Origin of the sequence: Rhodococcus sp. 05-2256-B1 (assembly GCF_002258465.1) — a bacterium.
GTDB lineage: Bacteria > Actinomycetota > Actinomycetes > Mycobacteriales > Mycobacteriaceae > Rhodococcoides > Rhodococcoides fascians.
Map to the genome: position 1 here is coordinate 196,361 of NZ_NOZA01000026.1, position 19,156 is coordinate 215,516.

The 19,156-nt window shown below is 64.8% G+C and carries 15 protein-coding genes and 1 tRNA gene; 6 read left to right on the forward strand and 10 right to left on the reverse strand.

Going from position 1 to position 19,156, the window contains the following annotated elements:
- The first annotated feature begins 5 nt into the window (after window positions 1–5).
- Window positions 6–1,190 (forward strand): SPFH domain-containing protein, encoded by a 1,185-nt coding sequence (locus CH285_RS14320; RefSeq protein ID WP_032370513.1) that lies wholly within the window; start codon window positions 6–8, stop codon window positions 1,188–1,190.
- On the opposite strand, the gene CH285_RS14325 is transcribed toward CH285_RS14320, so the two are convergent.
- Genes CH285_RS14325 through CH285_RS14335 form a run of 3 tightly spaced genes read right to left on the reverse strand, consistent with a single transcriptional unit; the run spans window position 1,191 to window position 3,044 of the window.
- Window positions 1,191–1,700, reverse strand: coding sequence for a hypothetical protein (locus CH285_RS14325; RefSeq protein ID WP_032370514.1), 510 nt, complete (start codon window positions 1,698–1,700; stop codon window positions 1,191–1,193).
- A complete protein-coding gene (locus CH285_RS14330) occupies window positions 1,697–2,296 on the reverse strand; it encodes a hypothetical protein (protein ID WP_032370515.1) in 600 nt (199 codons plus the stop codon). The genes CH285_RS14325 and CH285_RS14330 overlap by 4 nt, the downstream gene beginning before the upstream one ends.
- A 31-nt stretch (window positions 2,297–2,327) precedes the next feature.
- Complete coding sequence (locus tag CH285_RS14335; RefSeq protein ID WP_032370516.1) at window positions 2,328–3,044, reverse strand: TVP38/TMEM64 family protein; 717 nt, start codon at window positions 3,042–3,044, stop codon at window positions 2,328–2,330.
- Window positions 3,045–3,243: 199 nt separating this feature from the next.
- Between CH285_RS14335 and mutA the strand changes: the two genes are divergently transcribed.
- From mutA to meaB, 3 genes are read left to right on the forward strand one after another with little or no spacing between them, the layout of a single operon-like run.
- A complete protein-coding gene (gene mutA, locus CH285_RS14340; RefSeq protein ID WP_094643191.1) occupies window positions 3,244–5,124 on the forward strand; it encodes a methylmalonyl-CoA mutase small subunit in 1,881 nt (626 codons plus the stop codon).
- Complete coding sequence (gene scpA / locus CH285_RS14345) at window positions 5,121–7,391, forward strand: methylmalonyl-CoA mutase (protein WP_032365779.1); 2,271 nt, start codon at window positions 5,121–5,123, stop codon at window positions 7,389–7,391. Before mutA ends, scpA begins: the two co-directional genes overlap by 4 nt.
- Window positions 7,392–7,393: 2 nt before the next feature.
- Window positions 7,394–8,392, forward strand: coding sequence for a methylmalonyl Co-A mutase-associated GTPase MeaB (gene meaB / locus CH285_RS14350; RefSeq protein WP_032370517.1), 999 nt, complete (start codon window positions 7,394–7,396; stop codon window positions 8,390–8,392).
- On the opposite strand, the gene CH285_RS14355 is transcribed toward meaB, so the two are convergent.
- The gene (locus CH285_RS14355) at window positions 8,369–9,442 is read right to left on the reverse strand and encodes a nucleoside hydrolase (protein ID WP_032370518.1); all 1,074 of its coding nucleotides are present in this window, start codon (window positions 9,440–9,442) and stop codon (window positions 8,369–8,371) included. The two genes, meaB and CH285_RS14355, sit on opposite strands and share 24 nt — an antisense overlap.
- A complete protein-coding gene (locus CH285_RS14360) occupies window positions 9,439–9,909 on the reverse strand; it encodes an OsmC family protein (RefSeq protein WP_032370519.1) in 471 nt (156 codons plus the stop codon). The genes CH285_RS14355 and CH285_RS14360 overlap by 4 nt, the downstream gene beginning before the upstream one ends.
- A gap of 306 nt (window positions 9,910–10,215) precedes the next feature.
- On the opposite strand from CH285_RS14360, the gene proP reads away from it, so the two are divergent.
- Window positions 10,216–11,646, forward strand: coding sequence for a glycine betaine/L-proline transporter ProP (proP, locus tag CH285_RS14365; RefSeq protein ID WP_370878783.1), 1,431 nt, complete (start codon window positions 10,216–10,218; stop codon window positions 11,644–11,646).
- On the opposite strand, the gene CH285_RS14370 is transcribed toward proP, so the two are convergent.
- The 5 genes from CH285_RS14370 to CH285_RS14390 form a co-directional block, all read right to left on the reverse strand.
- Window positions 11,635–12,963 carry a CoA transferase gene (locus tag CH285_RS14370; RefSeq protein ID WP_176458609.1) on the reverse strand — a complete coding sequence of 443 codons (1,329 nt, stop codon included), beginning with the start codon at window positions 12,961–12,963 and terminating at the stop codon, window positions 11,635–11,637. The genes proP and CH285_RS14370 overlap by 12 nt on opposite strands.
- Window positions 12,964–12,968: 5 nt before the next feature.
- Window positions 12,969–14,234 carry a saccharopine dehydrogenase family protein gene (locus tag CH285_RS14375; RefSeq protein WP_094643192.1) on the reverse strand — a complete coding sequence of 422 codons (1,266 nt, stop codon included), beginning with the start codon at window positions 14,232–14,234 and terminating at the stop codon, window positions 12,969–12,971.
- Window positions 14,235–14,272: 38 nt separating this feature from the next.
- Window positions 14,273–15,769 (reverse strand): glutamate-cysteine ligase family protein, encoded by a 1,497-nt coding sequence (locus CH285_RS14380; RefSeq protein ID WP_027497054.1) that lies wholly within the window; start codon window positions 15,767–15,769, stop codon window positions 14,273–14,275.
- A gap of 134 nt (window positions 15,770–15,903) precedes the next feature.
- Window positions 15,904–17,367, reverse strand: a complete 1,464-nt coding sequence (locus tag CH285_RS14385) for an SDR family NAD(P)-dependent oxidoreductase (protein ID WP_032382054.1) — start codon at window positions 17,365–17,367, stop codon at window positions 15,904–15,906.
- A 142-nt stretch (window positions 17,368–17,509) separates the two neighbouring features.
- A tRNA-Leu gene (locus CH285_RS14390) sits at window positions 17,510–17,595 on the reverse strand.
- A gap of 193 nt (window positions 17,596–17,788) precedes the next feature.
- On the opposite strand from CH285_RS14390, the gene CH285_RS14395 reads away from it, so the two are divergent.
- The gene (locus CH285_RS14395) at window positions 17,789–19,147 is read left to right on the forward strand and encodes a M20/M25/M40 family metallo-hydrolase (protein WP_080729261.1); all 1,359 of its coding nucleotides are present in this window, start codon (window positions 17,789–17,791) and stop codon (window positions 19,145–19,147) included.
- Window positions 19,148–19,156: the final 9 nt, after the last annotated feature.

A 19,156-nucleotide genomic window follows, 5' to 3' on the forward strand; every position in this document is an offset into this window, starting at 1 on the left:
AGCCAGTGGAAGCACTCATAGCACTGGCCGTCATCGTTGCGTTCGTCGCCGTGTTGATGGCCAAGTCCATCTCGATCGTCCCGCAAGCCGAGGCAGCAGTGATCGAAAGACTCGGTCGGTACACGCGTACCGTGTCCGGTCAGCTCACGTTCCTCGTCCCGTTCGTCGATCGCATCCGTGCGAAAGTCGATCTGCGAGAACGGGTCGTCTCGTTCCCGCCGCAGCCGGTCATCACCAAAGACAACCTGACGGTGTCGATCGACACCGTCGTCTATTTTCAGGTGACCAATCCACAGTCGGCCGTGTACGAGATCAACAACTACATCGTCGGTGTCGAGCAGTTGACCACCACCACGCTGCGTAACGTCGTCGGCGGAATGACGTTGGAAGAGACTCTGACGTCCCGTGATTCGATCAACGGTCAGCTCCGAGTGGTGCTGGACGAGGCCACCGGTCGGTGGGGTCTTCGAGTCGCCCGCGTCGAGCTCAAGAGCATCGATCCGCCACCCTCGATTCAGGAATCGATGGAGAAGCAGATGAAGGCCGACCGCGAGAAGCGTGCGACCATTCTCACGGCCGAGGGGCACCGTGAATCGGCGATCAAGACAGCCGAGGGCGACAAGCAGAGCCGAATCCTCGCAGCCGAGGGCGGTAAGCAGGCGGCCATCCTCACTGCCGAGGGTGAGCGTCAGTCCAGAATTCTGCGGGCTCAGGGTGATCGCGCCGCGAAGTACCTCGAGGCGCAGGGTCAGGCGAAGGCCATCGAGAAGGTCTTCGGTGCCATCAAGGCCGGTAAGCCCACTCCAGAACTGTTGGCTTACCAGTACATGCAGACGTTGCCCCAGATGGCGCAGGGCGACGCGAACAAGGTGTGGATGATCCCGAGCGATTTCGGCGACGCTCTCAAGGGATTCGCCAAGACCCTCGGAGCCCCAGGCGAGGACGGGGTGTTCCGATACGAGCCCAACGAGTCCGCGGGCAACGAGCCGAAGCCCGAGGATGACTCGGACGAGGTTGCGGAGTGGTTCGAGACAAAGACCGATCCGGCTGTCGCCGAAGCCGTCAAGGCCGCCGAGGCGGTGGCCCGTAAGCCGGTGGACACGTCGTTGGCCGCATCTCCGGAGCTGTCCAAGGGGCTGGATATCGGTGCCCTGTCGGCATCTCCCGAGGCAGAACCGGAAGCGCGCTGATCACGAATTGATCGCGAATCCCACGCCCGCTGCCGCCAGTGCCCACAGAACGCTGGCGAAGGTGCCGATGATGAACTGTTCGGAGGCGTGGGATTCGCGCAGTTCGGGGTAGCGCGCAAGTCCTTTGACCGCCAGTACGATGGCGATTCCCTCGGGCCAGCCGGTGAGAATGGATACCGCAACCGCTACACGTTCGAGAATTCCTATCGTCAACCCTCCACGCAGCGGCTCGACCGGCTCGTCGTCGGTCGAGTCGTTCTGTCGTCTGGCGACGCGAAAGACGCTCGGCACCACGGCGGTGCCGCCGACGGCGGCCACGGCAACGCTCAGGACGACTCCGACTGCATGACCGACGCCGTATGCCGGCCCGGCGAGCGTGGCAAGCACAGCGGCTGCGGTGAGCAGAGTCGAGGCAGCCGCAGTGGGGACCCACAGCCTGATGCGGTCACCGGCCGGGACGAGGGCGACCCCTGCCGTCAGAGCCAGAAGAACGAGGGCGACGACGATCATGACGTGTGACTTCCTGTCGCGTCAGCCGCGTTCAACAACCTGGAGGCAAGGGTGCGGCCGGCATTTTCGACGTGCCAGCCGGCGACGGAAAGTCGTTGCGACATAGCCTGTTTGCTGATGTCGAGCCTTTCGGCCGCGTCGGTCTGCGACATTCCCTCTGCCATGAGCGCAACCGCTTCTCGGCCCTGGTCCGAGCGACGAGCGACGAGTAAGGCCACCAAGGTCGATGCGGTTTCGGCGTCCTCGGCCGCTTCCGGCTCGGGTCCGGTGACGGCGAGCGCAGCAGGCGCATTCTTTGCTCTGGTGACGGCGTCTCGGGCAGCCTCGAATGCCTGGCCCCGGCCGGCGCGCGTCGTGTCGGGTAACGGAAGCTCGACCGAACCGACGCCGATTCCCACGCTCCAATGTGGCGTCGCCACCAGGTCGAGGGCGATCGCGACGACGGTTGCTGCGTCCTCACAGACGGCCTGGACCTCGTCGCCTGCGGTGCGTTCGAACGGGCGGATCAGATCGAATTCGCGATAGCGGTCCAGTAGATCGGGCACGCGATCGATGTCACGTCTGCTGCGACGCTGGTCGACGGTCATGACGAACATGCGACAAGGCTAGAGCGTTGATTTGATCAAGTCAAGCTTCCAGGCTTGATTGTCCCGAATCAAGGTTCTCACCCTGACGCCTGTTCTCCGGTGCCGACGCGGCCTCACGAGTCCGCGACAACCGCCAGTCGACGAACAACCCGCTCACGCCGATCGCAATGCAGATCCCGGACAGCACCAGCAGTGCCGGATGGGTCTGCCCGCCGATTGCTCCACCGATCACCACGATCCCGAGGGTGCCGGGCAGCATGCCGGCGGCAGTGGCCAGAGCGAAGGGGACGAGTCGAACCGCCGACACACCGCAGGCGTAGTTCACCAGAGAGAAAGGCACCGGGGCGATCAATCGCAGAGAGCCGACCGCGAGCCACCCTCGTCGGCGCAGGCTCTCGTCGACAGAGTCGAGAGCCGAATGCGACATTCGCGCCGCCACGGCTTCTCGCCCGATCGCCCGAACCAACAGCAGGGCGAGGACCGCGCTGACCGTAGAGGCGCCGATCGTCACCGCCAGACCGGTGAATGGCCCGAACAGCACTCCGGCGCTCAATGTGAACAGGGTTCTGGGAATGGGTGCAATGGTCACCAGTGCATGGACGGCGAAGAACACGAGCGGAAACGCAGGACCGACCGAGGTGCCCCACTGGCGCATCTGCTCGACGCTCGGATGCGGGACGAACACCGCAACGACAGCCAGGACGACGATCACCGCCAGTAGCGCGATCAGACGAAGGTCGCGCAGGTGCCGGGTCACGAGAGGCAAGAGTACCGGCGTGAGATGACAGAACGGTTCGGGAGCGGAGCCTGCGGAGTGACCAGACGGTTCGGGAGCGGAGCCTGCGGCGTGGGTCACCGAACGTGAGGTGATCCTCACGATAGCCTGCATGTAGGTGGGGTTAGCATCACTTCAAGTCGGGTGTAGGACTGCCCGCCGAACCGAGGGAGCAGCACACGTGTCCATCGCGTCGCACGAAGATGCCGCACGCAGTGCCCACGCGGCCTGGCAGCAGGCGGTGGCCGGGGTCCTGGCCAAGTCTCGCCGGGTCGATGTGGCCGATCTGCCTGCCGATCCCGAACATCTTCTCGATTCCACGACGTACGACGGAATCGCGGTGTCTCCGCTGTACACCGCGTTCGACGAGCGCCCCGAGGGTCCGTTGCCGGGGCAGTTTCCGTACCTGCGGGGGCGTGATCCGCATCGGGACGTCAATGCGGGCTGGAAGGTGTGCACGCGTCACGGTTCCGACGTTCGTGACGGTGTGCCCGCGCTGAACGGTCAGATCCTCGATTCGCTCGCCAACGGCACCAGTGCGCTCTGGTTGACGGTGGGGTCGCGTGGGTTGGATCCGTCGGATCTGTCGGAGGCTCTCCGTGGTGTGCTGCTCGAGCTGGCCCCGTTGACGATCGATGCCCGCAGGGATGTTCGCGCGGCAGCGACGGCACTGTTCGACGTTCTCGATGCGGCAGAGATCGACGATCGCGCCGCCGTCGACGTCAGACTCGGAGTGGACACTCTCACTGCTGCAGTGGCAGGCACGGAATCCATAGAGATGGCCGATGCACTCGACCTGGCTCGCGCGTGCATCGACCGCGCCGAGTCGATGCGTGCCATCACCGTCGACGGCACCGTGTTCCATAATCTCGGTGCGTCGGATGCGCAGGAACTGGGTGCGTCGATCGCGGCCGGGCTCGAGTACGTCCGATCGATGACCGAGAACGGTGTGGCCGTCTCGGATGCTTTGCGCCAGATCGAGTTTCGATTCGCAGCAACCGACGACCAGTTCCAGACCATCGCCAAGTTTCGCGCTGCTCGCATTCTGTGGGCGCGGATTGCGCAGGTGTGCGGTGCGCCCGACGCCGGTGATGCTCCTCAGCATGCGGTGACGTCGGAAGCGATGATGTCTCAGCGCGATCCGTGGGTGAACATGCTGCGTACCACTCTTGCGTCGTTTGGGGCCGGAGTGGGTGGTGCGGATTCGGTGACGGTGCTGCCGTTCGACGCGGCACTGAACGGTGGTGCCGCCGGAGTGTCCAAGACGTTCGCTGCCCGTATCGCGAGAAACACTCAGTTGCTCCTGCTGGAGGAAGCCCATCTGGGTCGGGTTCTGGATCCGGGTTCGGGCTCGTGGTACATCGAGGAACTCACGGCTGCGGTTGCCGCGACGGCGTGGGACTTCTTCCGGGGCGTCGAGGCTTCGGGCGGATTCGCTGCAGCAACCGCGGACGGTTTGCTGGTCGCCGACATCGAGAAGACCCGTGCAGAGCGCGAGTCCGACATCGCGCATCGCATCACTCCACTGACCGGTGTCAACGAGTTTCCCAATCTGGCCGAGGCCCCCCTGTCTCCCGAGCAGACGCAGCCTGCCGGCTCGGCACCCGTGTATCGGTACGGTCGGGCATTCGAGTCGCTCAGAGATCGATCGGATTCTTATCTGGCCCAACATGATTCGCGGCCCCAGGTGCTACTGGTCCCGTTGGGAACCGTCGCCGAGCACAACGTCCGGACGACCTTCGCGTCCAATCTGTTGGCGTCGGGGGGAATCGAAGCGGTCAACCCCGGCCCCCTGGGCGTGGACGCTGTCGCCGGTGCTGTCGAAGCGTCGGGAGCCTCGATCGCCGTGGTGTGCGGAACCGACAAGCGCTACGGCGACGAGGCCGCTACTGCCGTGGACGCTCTGCGTGCAGCAGGGGTCTCGCGGGTTTTGCTCGCCGGCCCGGAAAAGATCTTCGCCGGCGTCGACGGCCCGTCCCGTCCCGACGGATTCCTGACCGCCAAGGTCGACGCCGTCGCCGTGCTGACCGAACTTCTCGACACGCTGGGAGCCTCGAAGTGAGTACCGACGAGAACCGAATCTCGCACACCATCGGCAGTTTCGCCGACGTACCGCTGGTCGATCCCGACGAGCCGACGCCGTCGCCGCCGTCCGCGGAGGACGTGGCCACACACGTGAAGAACGGTGCCAAGGCGAACTTCTACACCCCCGAGCAGGTGGTGTGGTCCACTCCCGAGGGCATCGACGTCAAGCCGGTGTACACCGAGGCAGACCGGGACGCCGCCGAGGCCGAGGGCTACCCGTTGCACAGCTATCCGGGTGCCCCGCCGTTCCTCCGCGGGCCGTATCCCACGATGTACGTCAACCAACCGTGGACCATTCGCCAGTACGCCGGATTCTCCACCGCAGCCGAGTCCAACGCCTTCTACCGCCGCAACCTCGCGGCCGGGCAGAAAGGCCTGTCGGTGGCGTTCGATCTGGCCACGCACCGGGGCTACGACTCCGATCACCCGCGAGTGCAGGGTGACGTCGGAATGGCCGGTGTAGCAATCGATTCCATCTACGACATGCGACAGCTGTTCGACGGCATCGACCTCGGTAGCGTCTCGGTGTCGATGACGATGAACGGAGCGGTGCTGCCGATTCTGGCGCTGTACGTCGCCGCCGCGGAGGAGCAGGGCGTCGGGCCGGAGAAACTAGCCGGCACCATCCAGAACGACATCCTCAAAGAGTTCATGGTGCGCAACACCTACATCTATCCGCCGAAGCCGTCGATGCGCATCATCTCGGATATCTTTGCGTACACCAGCGAGAAGATGCCGAAGTACAACTCGATCTCCATCTCCGGCTACCACATCCAAGAAGCCGGTGCCACAGCCGATCTCGAACTCGCCTACACCCTCGCGGACGGTGTCGAGTACATCCGGGCCGGCCTGGACGCCGGCATGGACATCGACACGTTCGCGCCGCGGTTGTCGTTCTTCTGGGCCATCGGAATGAACTTCTTCATGGAGGTTGCCAAGCTCCGCGCCGGGCGGCTGCTGTGGGCCGAGCTCGTCCAACAATTCGAGCCCAAGAGTGCCAAATCCCGTTCCCTGCGCACTCATTCGCAGACGTCGGGTTGGTCGCTGACCGCACAGGACGTGTTCAACAACGTCGCCCGCACCTGTGTCGAAGCCATGGCCGCGACCCAGGGCCATACGCAGTCCCTGCACACCAACGCGCTCGACGAGGCACTGGCGTTGCCGACCGATTTCTCGGCCCGTATCGCCCGCAACACTCAGCTGCTCATCGCGCAGGAATCCAACACCGTTCGGCCGATCGATCCGTGGGGCGGGTCGCACTACGTCGAGTGGCTCACCCATCAGCTGGCGAATCGGGCTCGCGCACACATTGCGGAGGTCGAGGAAGCGGGCGGCATGGCTCAGGCCATCGGCGAAGGCATTCCGAAGTTGCGCATCGAGGAGGCGGCGGCTCGTACCCAGGCGCGCATCGACTCCGGCCGACAGCCGCTGGTGGGCGTAAACAAGTACGTGCCCGACGAGCCCGACACCATCGAGGTACTCAAGGTCGAGAACTCGAAGGTGCGAAAAGAGCAGATCGAGAAGCTCGAGCGTCTTCGTGCCGAGCGGGACACCGCCGAGGTCGAGGCGGCCCTGGCGAACCTGACCCGGGCCGCAGCGTCGGACCAGCCGGGTATGGAGAACAATCTGCTGGCTCTCGCCATCGATGCCGCCCGCAAGATGGCCACCGTCGGTGAGATTTCCGACGCCTTGGAGAAGGTCTACGGGCGCCATCAGGCGGAAATCCGGACAATCAGTGGTGTGTACCGCGACGAGGCAGGTAAATCCGAGAACATCACCCGCGCCACCGCGCTGGTCGAACAGTTCGCCGAGGACGAGGGCCGTCGTCCTCGTGTTCTGGTGTGCAAGATGGGGCAGGACGGACACGATCGAGGCCAGAAGGTCATTGCCACGGCGTTCGCCGACATCGGCTTCGACGTCGACGTCGGTCCGTTGTTCCAGACGCCCGAGGAGGTTGCCCGGCAGGCAGCGGACAACGACGTCCATGTCGTCGGCGTGTCGTCACTGGCGGCGGGCCATCTGACGCTGGTGCCCGCCTTGCGACAGGCCTTGGCCGACGTCGGGCGCGAGGACATCATGATCGTCGTCGGTGGCGTCATCCCCCCGGGCGATTTCGACGAGCTCTACGCGGCGGGTGCCGCGGCGATCTTCCCTCCGGGCACCGTCATCGCCGACGCGGCGATCGGTCTGGTGGAGAAGCTGTCCGTTGCGCTCGGGCATGCACCACGCGAGGCCAACGCCTGAATATGAACTCTCCGAACAAGGGCCGCGTCATCGACATCGATGCGGTGGCCGAGTCGGTCCGAGCGAACGAACGATCCGGGCTCGCCCGGGCGATCACGTTGGTCGAATCGACCCGCTCGGATCATCGTGACTTGGCACAGCGGTTGCTGCTTCGGGTGTTGCCCGACGCCGGCGGATCGCACCGGGTGGGCATCACCGGGGTTCCGGGGGTCGGGAAGTCGACGTTCATCGATGCGCTCGGAATGCGGTTGATCGAACAGGGACATCGGGTCGCGGTGCTTGCCGTCGATCCGTCGTCGACGCGGACCGGTGGTTCCATCCTGGGAGACAAAACCCGGATGTCGCGTCTCGCGGTGCAGGAGAACGCGTACATCAGGCCGTCGCCGACCTCGGGAACGTTGGGCGGAGTCGCACGCGCGACGAGAGAGACCATCGTGTTGCTCGAAGCCGCAGGGTTCGACGTGATCCTGGTCGAGACCGTGGGCGTGGGCCAGTCCGAGGTGACGGTCGCGAACATGGTCGACTGCTTCACGTTCCTCACGCTTGCGCGTACCGGGGATCAGTTGCAGGGCATCAAGAAGGGCGTTCTCGAACTCGCAGATCTGGTGGCCGTCAACAAGGCCGACGGCAAGCACGCGACCGACGCGAAGAACGCGGCGCGAGAGTTGGCGGGTGCACTGCGGCTGATTTATCCGCACGATGCGATCTGGAAGCCCCCGGTGTTGACGATGAGTGCCATCGAAGGCACCGGCCTCGACGAGTACTGGAACACGGTGCTCCGCCACCAGCAGGTGCTCCGTGACGCAGGCGAGTTCGCCGAGAAGCGGCGCAAGCAGCAGGTGGACTGGACGTGGACGATGGTCAACGATCAGCTACTGCGTCGGTTGGCTCAGAGCCCGTCGGTGAAGGCAATTCGAGACGACGTGGAATCTCGCGTGCGCGACGGGTCGCTCACGGCGGCGTTGGCCGCTCAGGAGCTACTCGACGCCTTCGATTCCTGACGCCTGCTGTCCCTGCTGGGTGGGGTACAGAGTCGCCGCCAGCTCGCCGACGCGTTCGACGAGCTGATCGAAGAACGCCTGAGGATCGGCGTGGGTGGCGATGGCTGCGTTCGGAGGCCTGCCCCACATTCCGCGCCAATCCGCCACCGTCGTTCCGCGAGTGAGGGTTCCGACCAGTTCCACGTCCACGGTCGCGTGCCGGTAGGTGGCGATATCCGGTTGCACCGCCACTGCTGCGGCGAACGGATCGTGCATGTGGGCCAGGAACCCCTGATCGTGATCGCGATGGAATTCGAAGTAGAAGCGGACCGCGTCCGAGAAATGACGCACGATCGGGTTCGAGGCCGTCGATCGCGCCCCCGGCGCATCGGTCGACGAGATCAGCTCGGCCGGAACGCTTCCGGCGCGTTCACCGAGAAGGCGAATGTGCTCGGGTGTCATCTCTATGGTCTCGGTGATGTCGAGTGCGCAGACGATCGGGCGGCGGTCCTCGGGTAGTCCGGAGAAAGCGGCGAAGACCTCCGCTGCAGCCTCGGGGTCCACCGCGATGTTCCACTCGCTCGTCGGCGTCGTGTTGCCCTGATGCTGAAAAGCACCACCCATCAACACCAATCGCTTCAACAGCCGAGGCAACTCGGGGTCTCGGCGAACCGCCAGCGCGAGATTGGTCAGCGGACCGGTGACGAGACCGGTGATCTCACCCGGTCGCGAGCGAATCAACTCGATCCACATCGTGGTGGCATCGCGTGCGGACAGGTCCCGACTCGACACCGGCAGCTCCGCATATCCGATGCCCTGCGGTCCGTGCGTGTCCTCGGTGGTCATCAAAGGTGCCACCAACGGCACCTGCGCACCGAGCGACACTTCGATATCGGCCGCGCGGCACAGGTCGAGCCAGGCCAGGTTGTTCGCGGCGACCTGGTTCACCGGCACGTTACCGGCGGTGGACGCTATGCCGAGGATCTCGGCCTCGTCGGTGGCCAACAGATACAGCAGTGCGAGCGAGTCGTCGATCCCGGTGTCGACGTCGACGATCATCGGTACGGTCATGCGTTCACCCGAGTCGTCGGGTTGTGGCGGACCGGGAAGTTGACCGATCGGGCGATGAAGCACTTGGCTGCGGCCTCGGCGTGCAGTTCCTCCGCACGGGTCACCATCGAGGAATCGGCGACCGTCACTACCGGAGCCAGGGTCACCTCGACGAACTGCCCCGAGCCGTCGGATTGCTCGGTCATGACCCCGGTGGGGGAGTCGACGTAGTCGGTGACGGTCACGTGCGACGCGGCGGCCAACCCGAGGTACCACAGCATGTGGCAGCTCGACAGCGACGCCACGAGTAGCTCCTCTGGATTCCACCGCTCGGGATCGCCGCGAAAGCTCGGATCGGAACTGGCCGAGAGATCGGGTTTTCCGGGTGCCGTGACCAAATGATCGCGGTCGTATGCGGCTGCATTCGCCGTCCCGTGTCCGCGATTGCCGGTCCAGCTCACGGCCAGGGCGTAGTCATGGGTGGGCATGGGTCCATCGTGCCAGGCCGCCGTCCACCGTCGTCACGCACGCCGGGGAGACCTGTCCGTATTGCGATCAATGCGCCAATTGTCAAGGTAGTGGCCAAGATTCGATCGACCGACCTCTACCTGGGGGAATGCACGCTCGTGCGTGCCGATGTCCGTTTCGGCGTTTGTCTGCTGGTCATTGCGCTCGCTAACGTTGCTGCAATGACGGTTGCGCAAGGTCCAGAATCGCCCGAGTCGTCACCCCAGATCCCGAAATGGGGCCAGCGCCACGTACAGCGTCTGCGGCGTGACGCATTCTTCAAACGTATGCGTCGCAAGCCGGCGATGTCGGAAGAGAGCATCACGGTCGTGGACCAGCCCATGCTCAAGCGGGCCGTGTCTGCTGCGGCACTGGGCAACACGATGGAATGGTTCGACTTCGGTGTGTACGGCTACCTGGCCGCGACACTGGGCAAGGTGTTCTACCCGGACGCGTCACCCGCGGTCCAGTTGCTGTCGACCTTCGCCACGTTCGCGGCCGCGTTCGTAGTACGGCCACTCGGTGGACTCTTCTTCGGCCCTCTCGGCGACCGCATCGGACGCCAGAAGGTCCTGGCCGCCACCATGATCATGATGTCGATCGGTACGTTGGCCGTCGGCCTGATTCCCAGCTACGACTCCATCGGAATCTGGGCTCCCATCCTGCTGCTCGTCGCCCGCCTGGTTCAGGGATTCTCCACCGGTGGTGAATACGGCGGTGCCACGACTTTCATCGCCGAATATTCACCCGACAAAAGACGAGGTTTCCTCGGCAGTTGGCTCGACTTCGGCACTTTCGTCGGATACGCGATGGGGTCCGGCTTGGTGACAATTCTGAATGCGGTACTGGGCGACGCCACCATGATCGAATGGGGCTGGCGCATACCGTTCTTCATTGCCGGACCGATGGGCATCATCGGTTTGTACCTGCGCCTCAAGCTGGAGGACACCCCCGCGTTCCGCAAGCAACTCGACGAGCACGACTCGAAGGTCAAGGCGCAGGAGACCGGACGCAGCTCGATCGGAAAGATCTTCACGGTCCATTGGAAAGCACTGCTCATCTGCATGGGAATCGTGTTGCTCTACAACGTCACCAACTACATGGTGACCTCGTACCTGCCCACGTACTTCACCGAGGTCGTCGGTCGCAGCCAGCTCAGCGCCGATCTGTTGGTCCTGTCCGCGATGGTCGTGGTCGTGTCCATCATCGTGGCCGTCGGTCGGCTGACGGACCGAATCGGCCGCAAGCCGGTGTTCGTGTTCGGTGCCATCGGACAGATAGTCCTGGCCATCCCGTGCTTCCTGCTCATCCAACGCAGCGGATGGATCGGACCTCTGATTGCGTGCCTGCTGCTGGGAGTGGTGCTGGCGTGCTTCGCCGCACCCAGCGCCTCCACCTTGCCTGCACTGTTCCCGACGCGCGTGCGCTACGCCGCACTGTCGATCGGATTCAACCTGTCGGTGTCGATCTTCGGCGGCACCACACCGCTGGTCACCTCGGCCCTGGTCAGTTCCACCGGCAGCACCATGATCCCGGCCTACTACCTGATCATCAGCGGCGTCATCGGTCTGATCGCCGTCGGTTTCCTCCGCGAGTCGGCTACTCAGCCGCTCGATGGTTCTCCGCCCCAGGTGGATTCGACCGAAGAGGCCAAGGATCTGTACACCGAGGCGTCTGCGCTGACCGGGAGTAGCTCCGCAGATCGGTCAGCGCGGTAACCAACCGGCCTCGTCGCTACCCCAGGCGTGAGCCGGGTACGCGTAGTCGGAGTAGCAGTCGAACACCGGTCTCGCTGCCGTCACCGAGCCGTGCGTGACCACGCACTCGGGTGGCGGTAGCGCGGCGGTGCCATGGTCGGGGTCCCTCCCGGGAAGTTCGGTCAGCCACGCCGCTGTTCGGGCGAGGGCGACGTCGACCGGTGCCGCAGTGCCCGACCCTTCTACGCGCGCCGCCAGTTCCGAGACGATTCCGGCAGCCAGCAGATAACCGCTCGCATGATCGAGCGCCTGAGCCGGAAGCCGACCGGGCCGACCGTCCCGGCCTTCCAGAGCAGAGATACCGCAGGCGGCCTGAACGAGGCTGTCGAAGCCCCGCCGCCGCGACCAGGGACCTTCTGTGCCCCATGCGCTGATGCGCCCGTGGACGAGGTCCACCCGGTGTTCGAGGCCGAAACGATCGAGGGCCCCCGGCCGATACCCGGTGACGAGCACGTCGGCCGAGTCGAGCAGCCCGAGCACCCGATCGAGTCCCTCCGCCGTGTCCAGGTCCAGCAGGGCCGACCGCTTGCCCTGGCCGTTCTCGAGATGCTGCCAGGGCAGTTCCGGGTGCCGGGGCGAATCGACACGGAGCACATCGGCACCGAGAAGTGCGAGAGCGCGCGTAGCGACAGGACCGGCAATCACCCGCGTCAGGTCGAGCACCCGGATACCCGCCAACGGGTATTCGGCACCCCCCGGCCGAAGCGACGGAAGCCGCCGGAACGACGGAAAGCGCACTCGGGCAGCCGGATCGGCCGCACCTCGTGCGACGACCGGACCGGAGCTCGCAGCAATTCCAGCGGGGTGAGCGGACCATTGTTCTTCCGTGCGCACCCGCACGGCCAGAGCGCCCGACCCCGCGCACAGCTCTTCGAGCCCGAACCCGGACATTCCGCGGAGTCGATCGCCGAACATGTCGATCGACTCCGCCGAGCCGGCACCACCGAGGCCCACCACACCGAGCAGTGCGTCTCGGTGGTGTGGGTAGTTGGCGTGGGTTCTCACCCAACCGTCGGACACCGGAAAGAAGCCGGACAGATCGGCAAAACCCTGCACCGGCTCGCCGTCGATCCGCAACACGGTATCGCCCATGAACGACGCGGCGATACGCGCCATGGACGCTGTCGGCGTCACCGTCTCGGAATCCGTCGTCACCGATCCCAGCGCGCTTTGCAACTGGGCGACGGCGGTGCCGAGGGCACCGACCGACTCGGCGGCGAGCGCCGCGACCGGAAGTGTCGATGCGAGATATCCAGTCGTGCCCGACGTTCCCTGCACCGCAATCAGTTCCGCTTGGCCCAGATCTCCATACCGGCCGCATTCAGACGGTCCACCAGAACGTCGCCCATGGCCGTCGCGGGAGTGAGAACTCCGCTGGCTTTCGGCAGTGCGTCTCCACCGAGAACCAGCGCGAGTGCGGACTCGGCGAGCATGACCGCCGTCGCCTTGTAGCCGGGGTCGCCGGACGCCTTGACCCGGGCCCGGTATCGCGCCCCGGACGTCGTCAGGGTGTATAGATCGACCGTGAAATGGCCCTTCTCTCGAGCCTTTTCACTGGGGCCGCTACCGGGCTTGGGCAGGATGCGATCGAGCACCTTGCCCGGCAGTACCGTCATGGCCGACACTCCGACGAACAGTCCTGCCGACAGTGCACCGGCGAGCACCGGGCTGACGACGGACGAGCCGACGCTCATCACCTCGCTGTACCGGAACTGCTTTCCGTAGGCCCAGTCTCGAAGTGCATTGGTACGCCGCACGACTCGTGTGTTGTACGAGGCCATCACGAACGGAGCCTTCCACCCGCGCACGCTCGGATCGATCTTCTTTCCGTCGATGAGCACGGTATCGAGTTGGCGGCCGAGCTGGGGCTCGAGGCTTCGATCGGGGCTCAGCGAATACGGACGGGCCGCGATGCGTCGGGCCCGCTTGTCCTTCTTCATGGCCTCGATCTGACCACGGAGCGAGTCGACGGTACCGCCACTGACCCCGCCCGACATCGAGGTGACCACGAGCGTGGTGTCGGTGAGTTCGCCCGCATTGTCGGCCGTGACGGCCTCGTACAAAGCGTGGACACCGATGTCGGACGGAACCGAGTCGAACCCACACGAGTGGACGATCCTGGCACCGGTACGTTGTGCGATCTCGTGGTTGGTATCGATGCTCTCGCGAGCGAAGAGCACCTCGCCGGTGAGGTCGACATAGTCGGTTCCGGCCTCGGCGCACGCAGTCGCCAGTGGCATGCCGTACTTGGCATACGGGCCGACCGTCGTGATGACGACTCGGGTCGATTCGGCCATGGATCGCAGCGCAGCGGTGTCGGCGGCGTCGGCTTCGATGACGGGCCAGTTCTGGGCGGTGGGTCCCAGTTCCTTTCGCGCTGCCTCGATGCGTCCGGTGGACCTGCCTGCCAGCGCGATACGGGTGTCGGCAGGCGCGTGTTCGGCGAGGTATTTCGCCGTCAGCTTTCCTACGAATCCGGTGACGCCGTAGACGACGATGTCGTGGGTGCGGTCGGGGCCTGAGGTGAAATCCGAGTCGGACGTAGTCATGGTTACGACACTAACGCGGACGCCGCCGGCAGCGTCGGCTAGTGGGTCCAGGTGTGCACGGGTTCTCCCGTGTCCATCCTGTCCACGTAATCTCCCAACATCCCCGCGAGAGCCTGCTCCCGAGTATCGCCGGCCCGTTCGCGCGCGACGACGGCGGCTCGCTGCCACCCCGAACCCGACTGCTTGGCCAGGCACCGCGCTTCGACAATGCCGAGATAACGGTCACGTACGGCAGAGTCGACGCCGTACGCGGCGAGACCGGCCTCGGCCATCGGAAGCAATCGGCGCAGTACCAGCTCCTGCGGACTCACCCAGCCGACCTCGGGCCAGTAGAGCATCGAATCGAACCCGCCGCGCGCCGCGGAGTGCACGTTCTCCTCGGCGGCATCGAACGACATCTGCGACCACAGGGGCCGATCGGCATCCGCGAGAGCCCGTACGGTGCCGTAGTAGAACGCGGCATCGGCGAGGGTGTCGACGACTGTCGGTCCGGCAGGCAGAACGCGGTTCTCGAGCCGGATGTGGTGCCCGTCGCCGGATCGATCGTAGATCGGCCGGTTCCACCGGTACACGGTTCCGTTGTGCATCCGCAGTTCCGACAGCGACGGTGTATCACCTCGGGCCAGAGCGGCTTTGGGGTCCTCTTCGCTGCACACCGGGAGCAGGGCGGGGAAGTAGCGCGAGTTCTCCTCGAACAGGTCGAAGATCGAGGTGATCCATCGCTCCCCGAACCACACTCGCGGGCGAACTCCCTGGTTCTTGAGTTCCTGCGGCCTCGTATCGGTGGCCTGCTCGAACAACGGTATGCGGGTCTCGTGCCACAGTGCACGCCCGGCGAGGAACGGCGAATTCGCGGCGAGCGCAACCTGAACACCCGACAACGCCTGTGCGGCATTCCAATACGACGCGAACTCGTCAGGGGCGACTTGCAGATGCAGTTGGACGGACGTGCAGGCCGCTTCGGGCAGAATCGTGTCGGTCACGATATCGAGGTTCTCGGCGGCCGCAGACCCGGGCAGACGCACGCCCGCGATCTTCAGTTCGATGTCCTCACCACGGGCGGCGAAGATCTGCTGGTTCAGTAGGTCGTATCGCGGATTCGCCGACAGCCAGCGGTGTTCGAAGTGTTCCTTCGTCAGAGTCGGGAGCATGCCGATCATGGCAAGTCGACTACCCGAGCCACGGGCCCGCTCGTCGGCAGCATTCAGCGATCGCCGCAGATCCGTCTCCAACTCGGCGATCGACGAGCCCCGCAGCGGTCGAGGATCGACGTTGATCTCGATGTTGAACTGGCCCAGCTCGGTCTGATAATCAGGATCGGCGATGGCGTCGAGTACCTCGGCATTGGCCATCGACGGTGCCATGTCCTCGTCTACGAGGTTGAGCTCGATCTCCATGCCGATCTGGGGTTCGCCGACCTGGAACGTCTCGTCGGCCAACATGATGGCCAACGCGTCGAGACAGTCCTGAACCTTCTGCCGAAACTGGTGTCGGTCCTGTCTGGTGAACTTTCGGCGTTCGACATCCTCGCCCATGGTGACCGCCTCACGCTGTGTCTCGGTGCCGTTCGCTCACGCGAGACGGCGTCGTTTCCGAGTATCGCAGCCCGGGGTTGCTCCGGGGCATCCACGTGCAGAATCGCCCGGAGGAACGACCCCGGGGCCGATCGTCACCAGGGCGAGGGCTGGTAATCCTTGAGGAACGAGCCGTACAGATCGACTCCGAGTTCGCCCTGCACGATGGGGTCGTACACCCGCGCAGCACCGTCGACCAGATCCAGCGGCGCGTGGAAGCCCTCGTCGGCCAGCCGCATCTTGGTGGGGTGCGGGCGCTCGTCGGTGATCCATCCGGTGTCGACGGCGGTCATCAGGATGCCGCTCTCCACCATCTCCTTGGCACTGGTGCGGGTCAGCATGTTCAATGCCGCCTTGGCCATGTTGGTGTGCGGATGCCCCGGGCCCTTGTATGCCCGACCGAACTGACCCTCCATGGCAGAAACGTTGACCACGTACTTGCGTCGAGCCTGTGACGCCTCCATCGACGCGCGCAGGCGTGAGACGAGGATGAACGGTGCCACGGAATTGCACAGCTGCACTTCGAGCAACTCGACCGGATCGACCTGCTCGACGGTGTGAATCCAGCTGTTGGTCTCGGCGAGGTCGGGCACCAGGCCGCCCGCGTCGATCGCCAGTCCGTTCTCGATGCGCTCCGCTGTCACCGAACCCGCCACCATCGCCAGAGACGCGACGTCGTCTGCACTCAGAGTCGCCGAGACCTGCTGACCGCCGATCGCCGTGGCCGGCAACGAGCTGGCCAACGACGCAGGGTGGGCGTCGCTGGTCTTGCCGAACGTGATCCGTTGCGGCCCGGCACCGTCGGTCAGTGCCGCGGGCAACGGTTCCGCTTCGGCGTCGGCCAGCGCGCTGTACGAGCCGGGGGAGCGCTTGACCGTCTGCGCAGCATTGTTGATCAGGATGTCGAGCGGTCCCTCGGCGGCGACCGAATCGGCAAGTGCCACAACCTGAGCGGGGTCTCGTAGATCGATACCGACGACGCGCAGGCGGTGCAACCACTGATCGCTGTCGTCCATCGCAGCGAACCGGCGCACGGCATCGTTGGGAAAACGCGTGGTGATCGTCGTGTGTGCGCCGTCGCGGAGCAGCCGAAGGGCGATGTACATGCCGATCTTCGCCCGACCTCCGGTCAGCAGTGCTCGCCGGCCGGACAGGTCGGTTCGTGCGTTGCGTTTGCCGCGGTTGAGCGCCGCGCACTCGGGACACAGCTGGTGGTAGAACGAATCGACATCGGTGTAGCGCTGCTTGCAGATGTAGCACGGGCGCGCCCTGATCAAGGTGCCCGCGATCTCACCCTCGGCGCGCGAGGTGAGGGACAGACCTGCGGTCTCGTCGTCGATACGATCCGGGGATCCGGTCGCCGTGGCCGCCACGACTGCCCGGTCGGCTGCGTTGACGGCGTTGCGTGCGGCAACGCGTCGAGCACGCTTGAGATCTTTGAACATGGCACCGGACGCCCGCTGGACGGCGATGGAATCCGGATGGTTCTTGTCCAGCTCGGCGGCTTGTGCGAGCACCCGCAGACACGTGTCGAGATCGGTGGGGTCGATCGAGTCCATCTTCAGTCTCCTAGCATCGGCCCGGTCGAGCCGTCGACGTGAGAACAACGAAAAAGACCCCGATTCCGAAGAATCAGGGTCAGTTTCGTCTGTCTCAACTCAGATCTTTGAAAATCTTTGTCTGTGAACAACATTCAGACGGTGTCCGAGGGGGGACTTGAACCCCCACGTCCGTTAATAGGACACTAGCACCTCAAGCTAGCGCGTCTGCCATTCCGCCACTCGGACATGTGCGACCGTTGCCGCATATTCTCTTGTTGCTCTCACAGCTGGTCGCTGTGCGCTGCGTAAGATTATCCGACGGGTTCCCGATAACCCAAATCCCCACGTCAGTTCATGCGTCGAGCGGTTTTCGGTGGTGCCCCGACCCCTCGGTGATGGTAGGAACGACGATGTGGCAAACGATTCGAACGATCCCGAAGTGAGCAATGCCCGAAGCCGAGGAGAACGCGCTCCCACCGTCGCTCTCGACGAAGTGGTGGAGCTGGTCAGCTCTCTGATCAGGTTCGACACCTCGAACACCGGCGAACTCGACACCACGGTCGGCGAGAAGGAATGCGCCGAATGGGTGGCGAGCAAGCTCGAAGAGGTGGGGTACGAGACCGAGTACGTCGAATCCGGTGCCCCCGGACGCGGCAACGTCTTCGCCTGGCTGCGCGGTGCCGACTCGTCCCGTGGAGCTCTGCTCGTACACGGACACCTCGACGTCGTCCCGGCCGAGCCGGCCGACTGGAGTGTGCACCCGTTCTCCGGAGCCGTCGAAGACGGCTACGTCTGGGGTCGAGGTGCCGTGGACATGAAGGACATGGTCGGGATGGCACTGGCGCTGGCCCGCCAGTTCAAATCGAACGGCACGGTTCCGCCCCGCGACATCCTGTTCGCGTTCCTCGCCGACGAGGAGGCAGGCGGCAAGTACGGATCGCACTGGCTGGTCGACAACCGACCGGATCTGTTCGAGGGCGTCACGGAGGCAGTCGGCGAAGTCGGCGGGTTCTCTCTGACGGTCGCTCGACCGGACGGCACCGAGAAGCGGCTGTACATGGTCGAAACCGCCGAGAAGAGTCTGGCGTGGATGCGGCTGACCGCGAAGGCGCGGGCCGGACACGGATCGTTCCTGCACGACGACAACGCCGTGACCTACCTGGCCGAGGCCGTCGCGAAACTGGGCAATCACACATTCCCCCTGGTGCTCACCGAGTCCGTGTCGCAGTTCTTGCAGGCGGTCTCCGAGGAATCCGGACTCGACTTCGATCCGACGTCACCGGACATCGACGGCACGCTGCTCAAACTCGGCAGCATCGCCCGCATCGTCGGCGCGACACTGCGCGACACGGCGAACCCCACGATGCTCTCGGCCGGCTACAAGGCCAACGTGATCCCGCAGACCGCGACGGCCGTGGTGGATTGCCGCGTGCTGCCCGGCCGCCAAGCCGCCTTCGAGAAGGAGGTCGACGAACTGATCGGCCCGAATGTCGAACGGGAATGGATCACCAAGCTCGAACCGTACGAGACCACATTCGACGGGGATCTCGTCGACGCGATGAACGACGCGGTCCTCGCGCACGACCCCAACGGCCGCACCGTGCCGTACATGTTGTCCGGCGGCACCGACGCAAAGGCGTTCGCGCGCATCGGAATTCGTTGCTTCGGGTTCGCTCCGCTCAAGCTTCCGCCCGAACTCGATTTCGCGGCGTTGTTTCACGGCATCGACGAACGAGTACCCGTGGAGTCGTTGGAGTTCGGCACACAGGTGCTCGAGCACTTCTTGATGCACAGCTGATACGAAAGG

Excerpts from the sequence above, each read along its gene's own strand:
- meaB (WP_032370517.1), top strand. The coding sequence starts at position 7,394 with ATGAACTCTCCGAACAAGGGCCGCGTCATCGACATCGATGCGGTGGCC.
- CH285_RS14380 (WP_027497054.1), bottom strand. The coding sequence starts at position 15,769 with ATGGGCGAGGATGTCGAACGCCGAAAGTTCACCAGACAGGACCGACAC.
- proP (WP_370878783.1), top strand. The coding sequence starts at position 10,216 with ATGCGTCGCAAGCCGGCGATGTCGGAAGAGAGCATCACGGTCGTGGAC.
- CH285_RS14325 (WP_032370514.1), bottom strand. The coding sequence starts at position 1,700 with ATGATCGTCGTCGCCCTCGTTCTTCTGGCTCTGACGGCAGGGGTCGCC.
- CH285_RS14375 (WP_094643192.1), bottom strand. The coding sequence starts at position 14,234 with ATGACTACGTCCGACTCGGATTTCACCTCAGGCCCCGACCGCACCCAC.
- CH285_RS14355 (WP_032370518.1), bottom strand. The coding sequence starts at position 9,442 with ATGACCGTACCGATGATCGTCGACGTCGACACCGGGATCGACGACTCG.
- CH285_RS14385 (WP_032382054.1), bottom strand. The coding sequence starts at position 17,367 with ATGGACTCGATCGACCCCACCGATCTCGACACGTGTCTGCGGGTGCTC.
- CH285_RS14330 (WP_032370515.1), bottom strand. The coding sequence starts at position 2,296 with ATGTTCGTCATGACCGTCGACCAGCGTCGCAGCAGACGTGACATCGAT.
- CH285_RS14360 (WP_032370519.1), bottom strand. The coding sequence starts at position 9,909 with ATGCCCACCCATGACTACGCCCTGGCCGTGAGCTGGACCGGCAATCGC.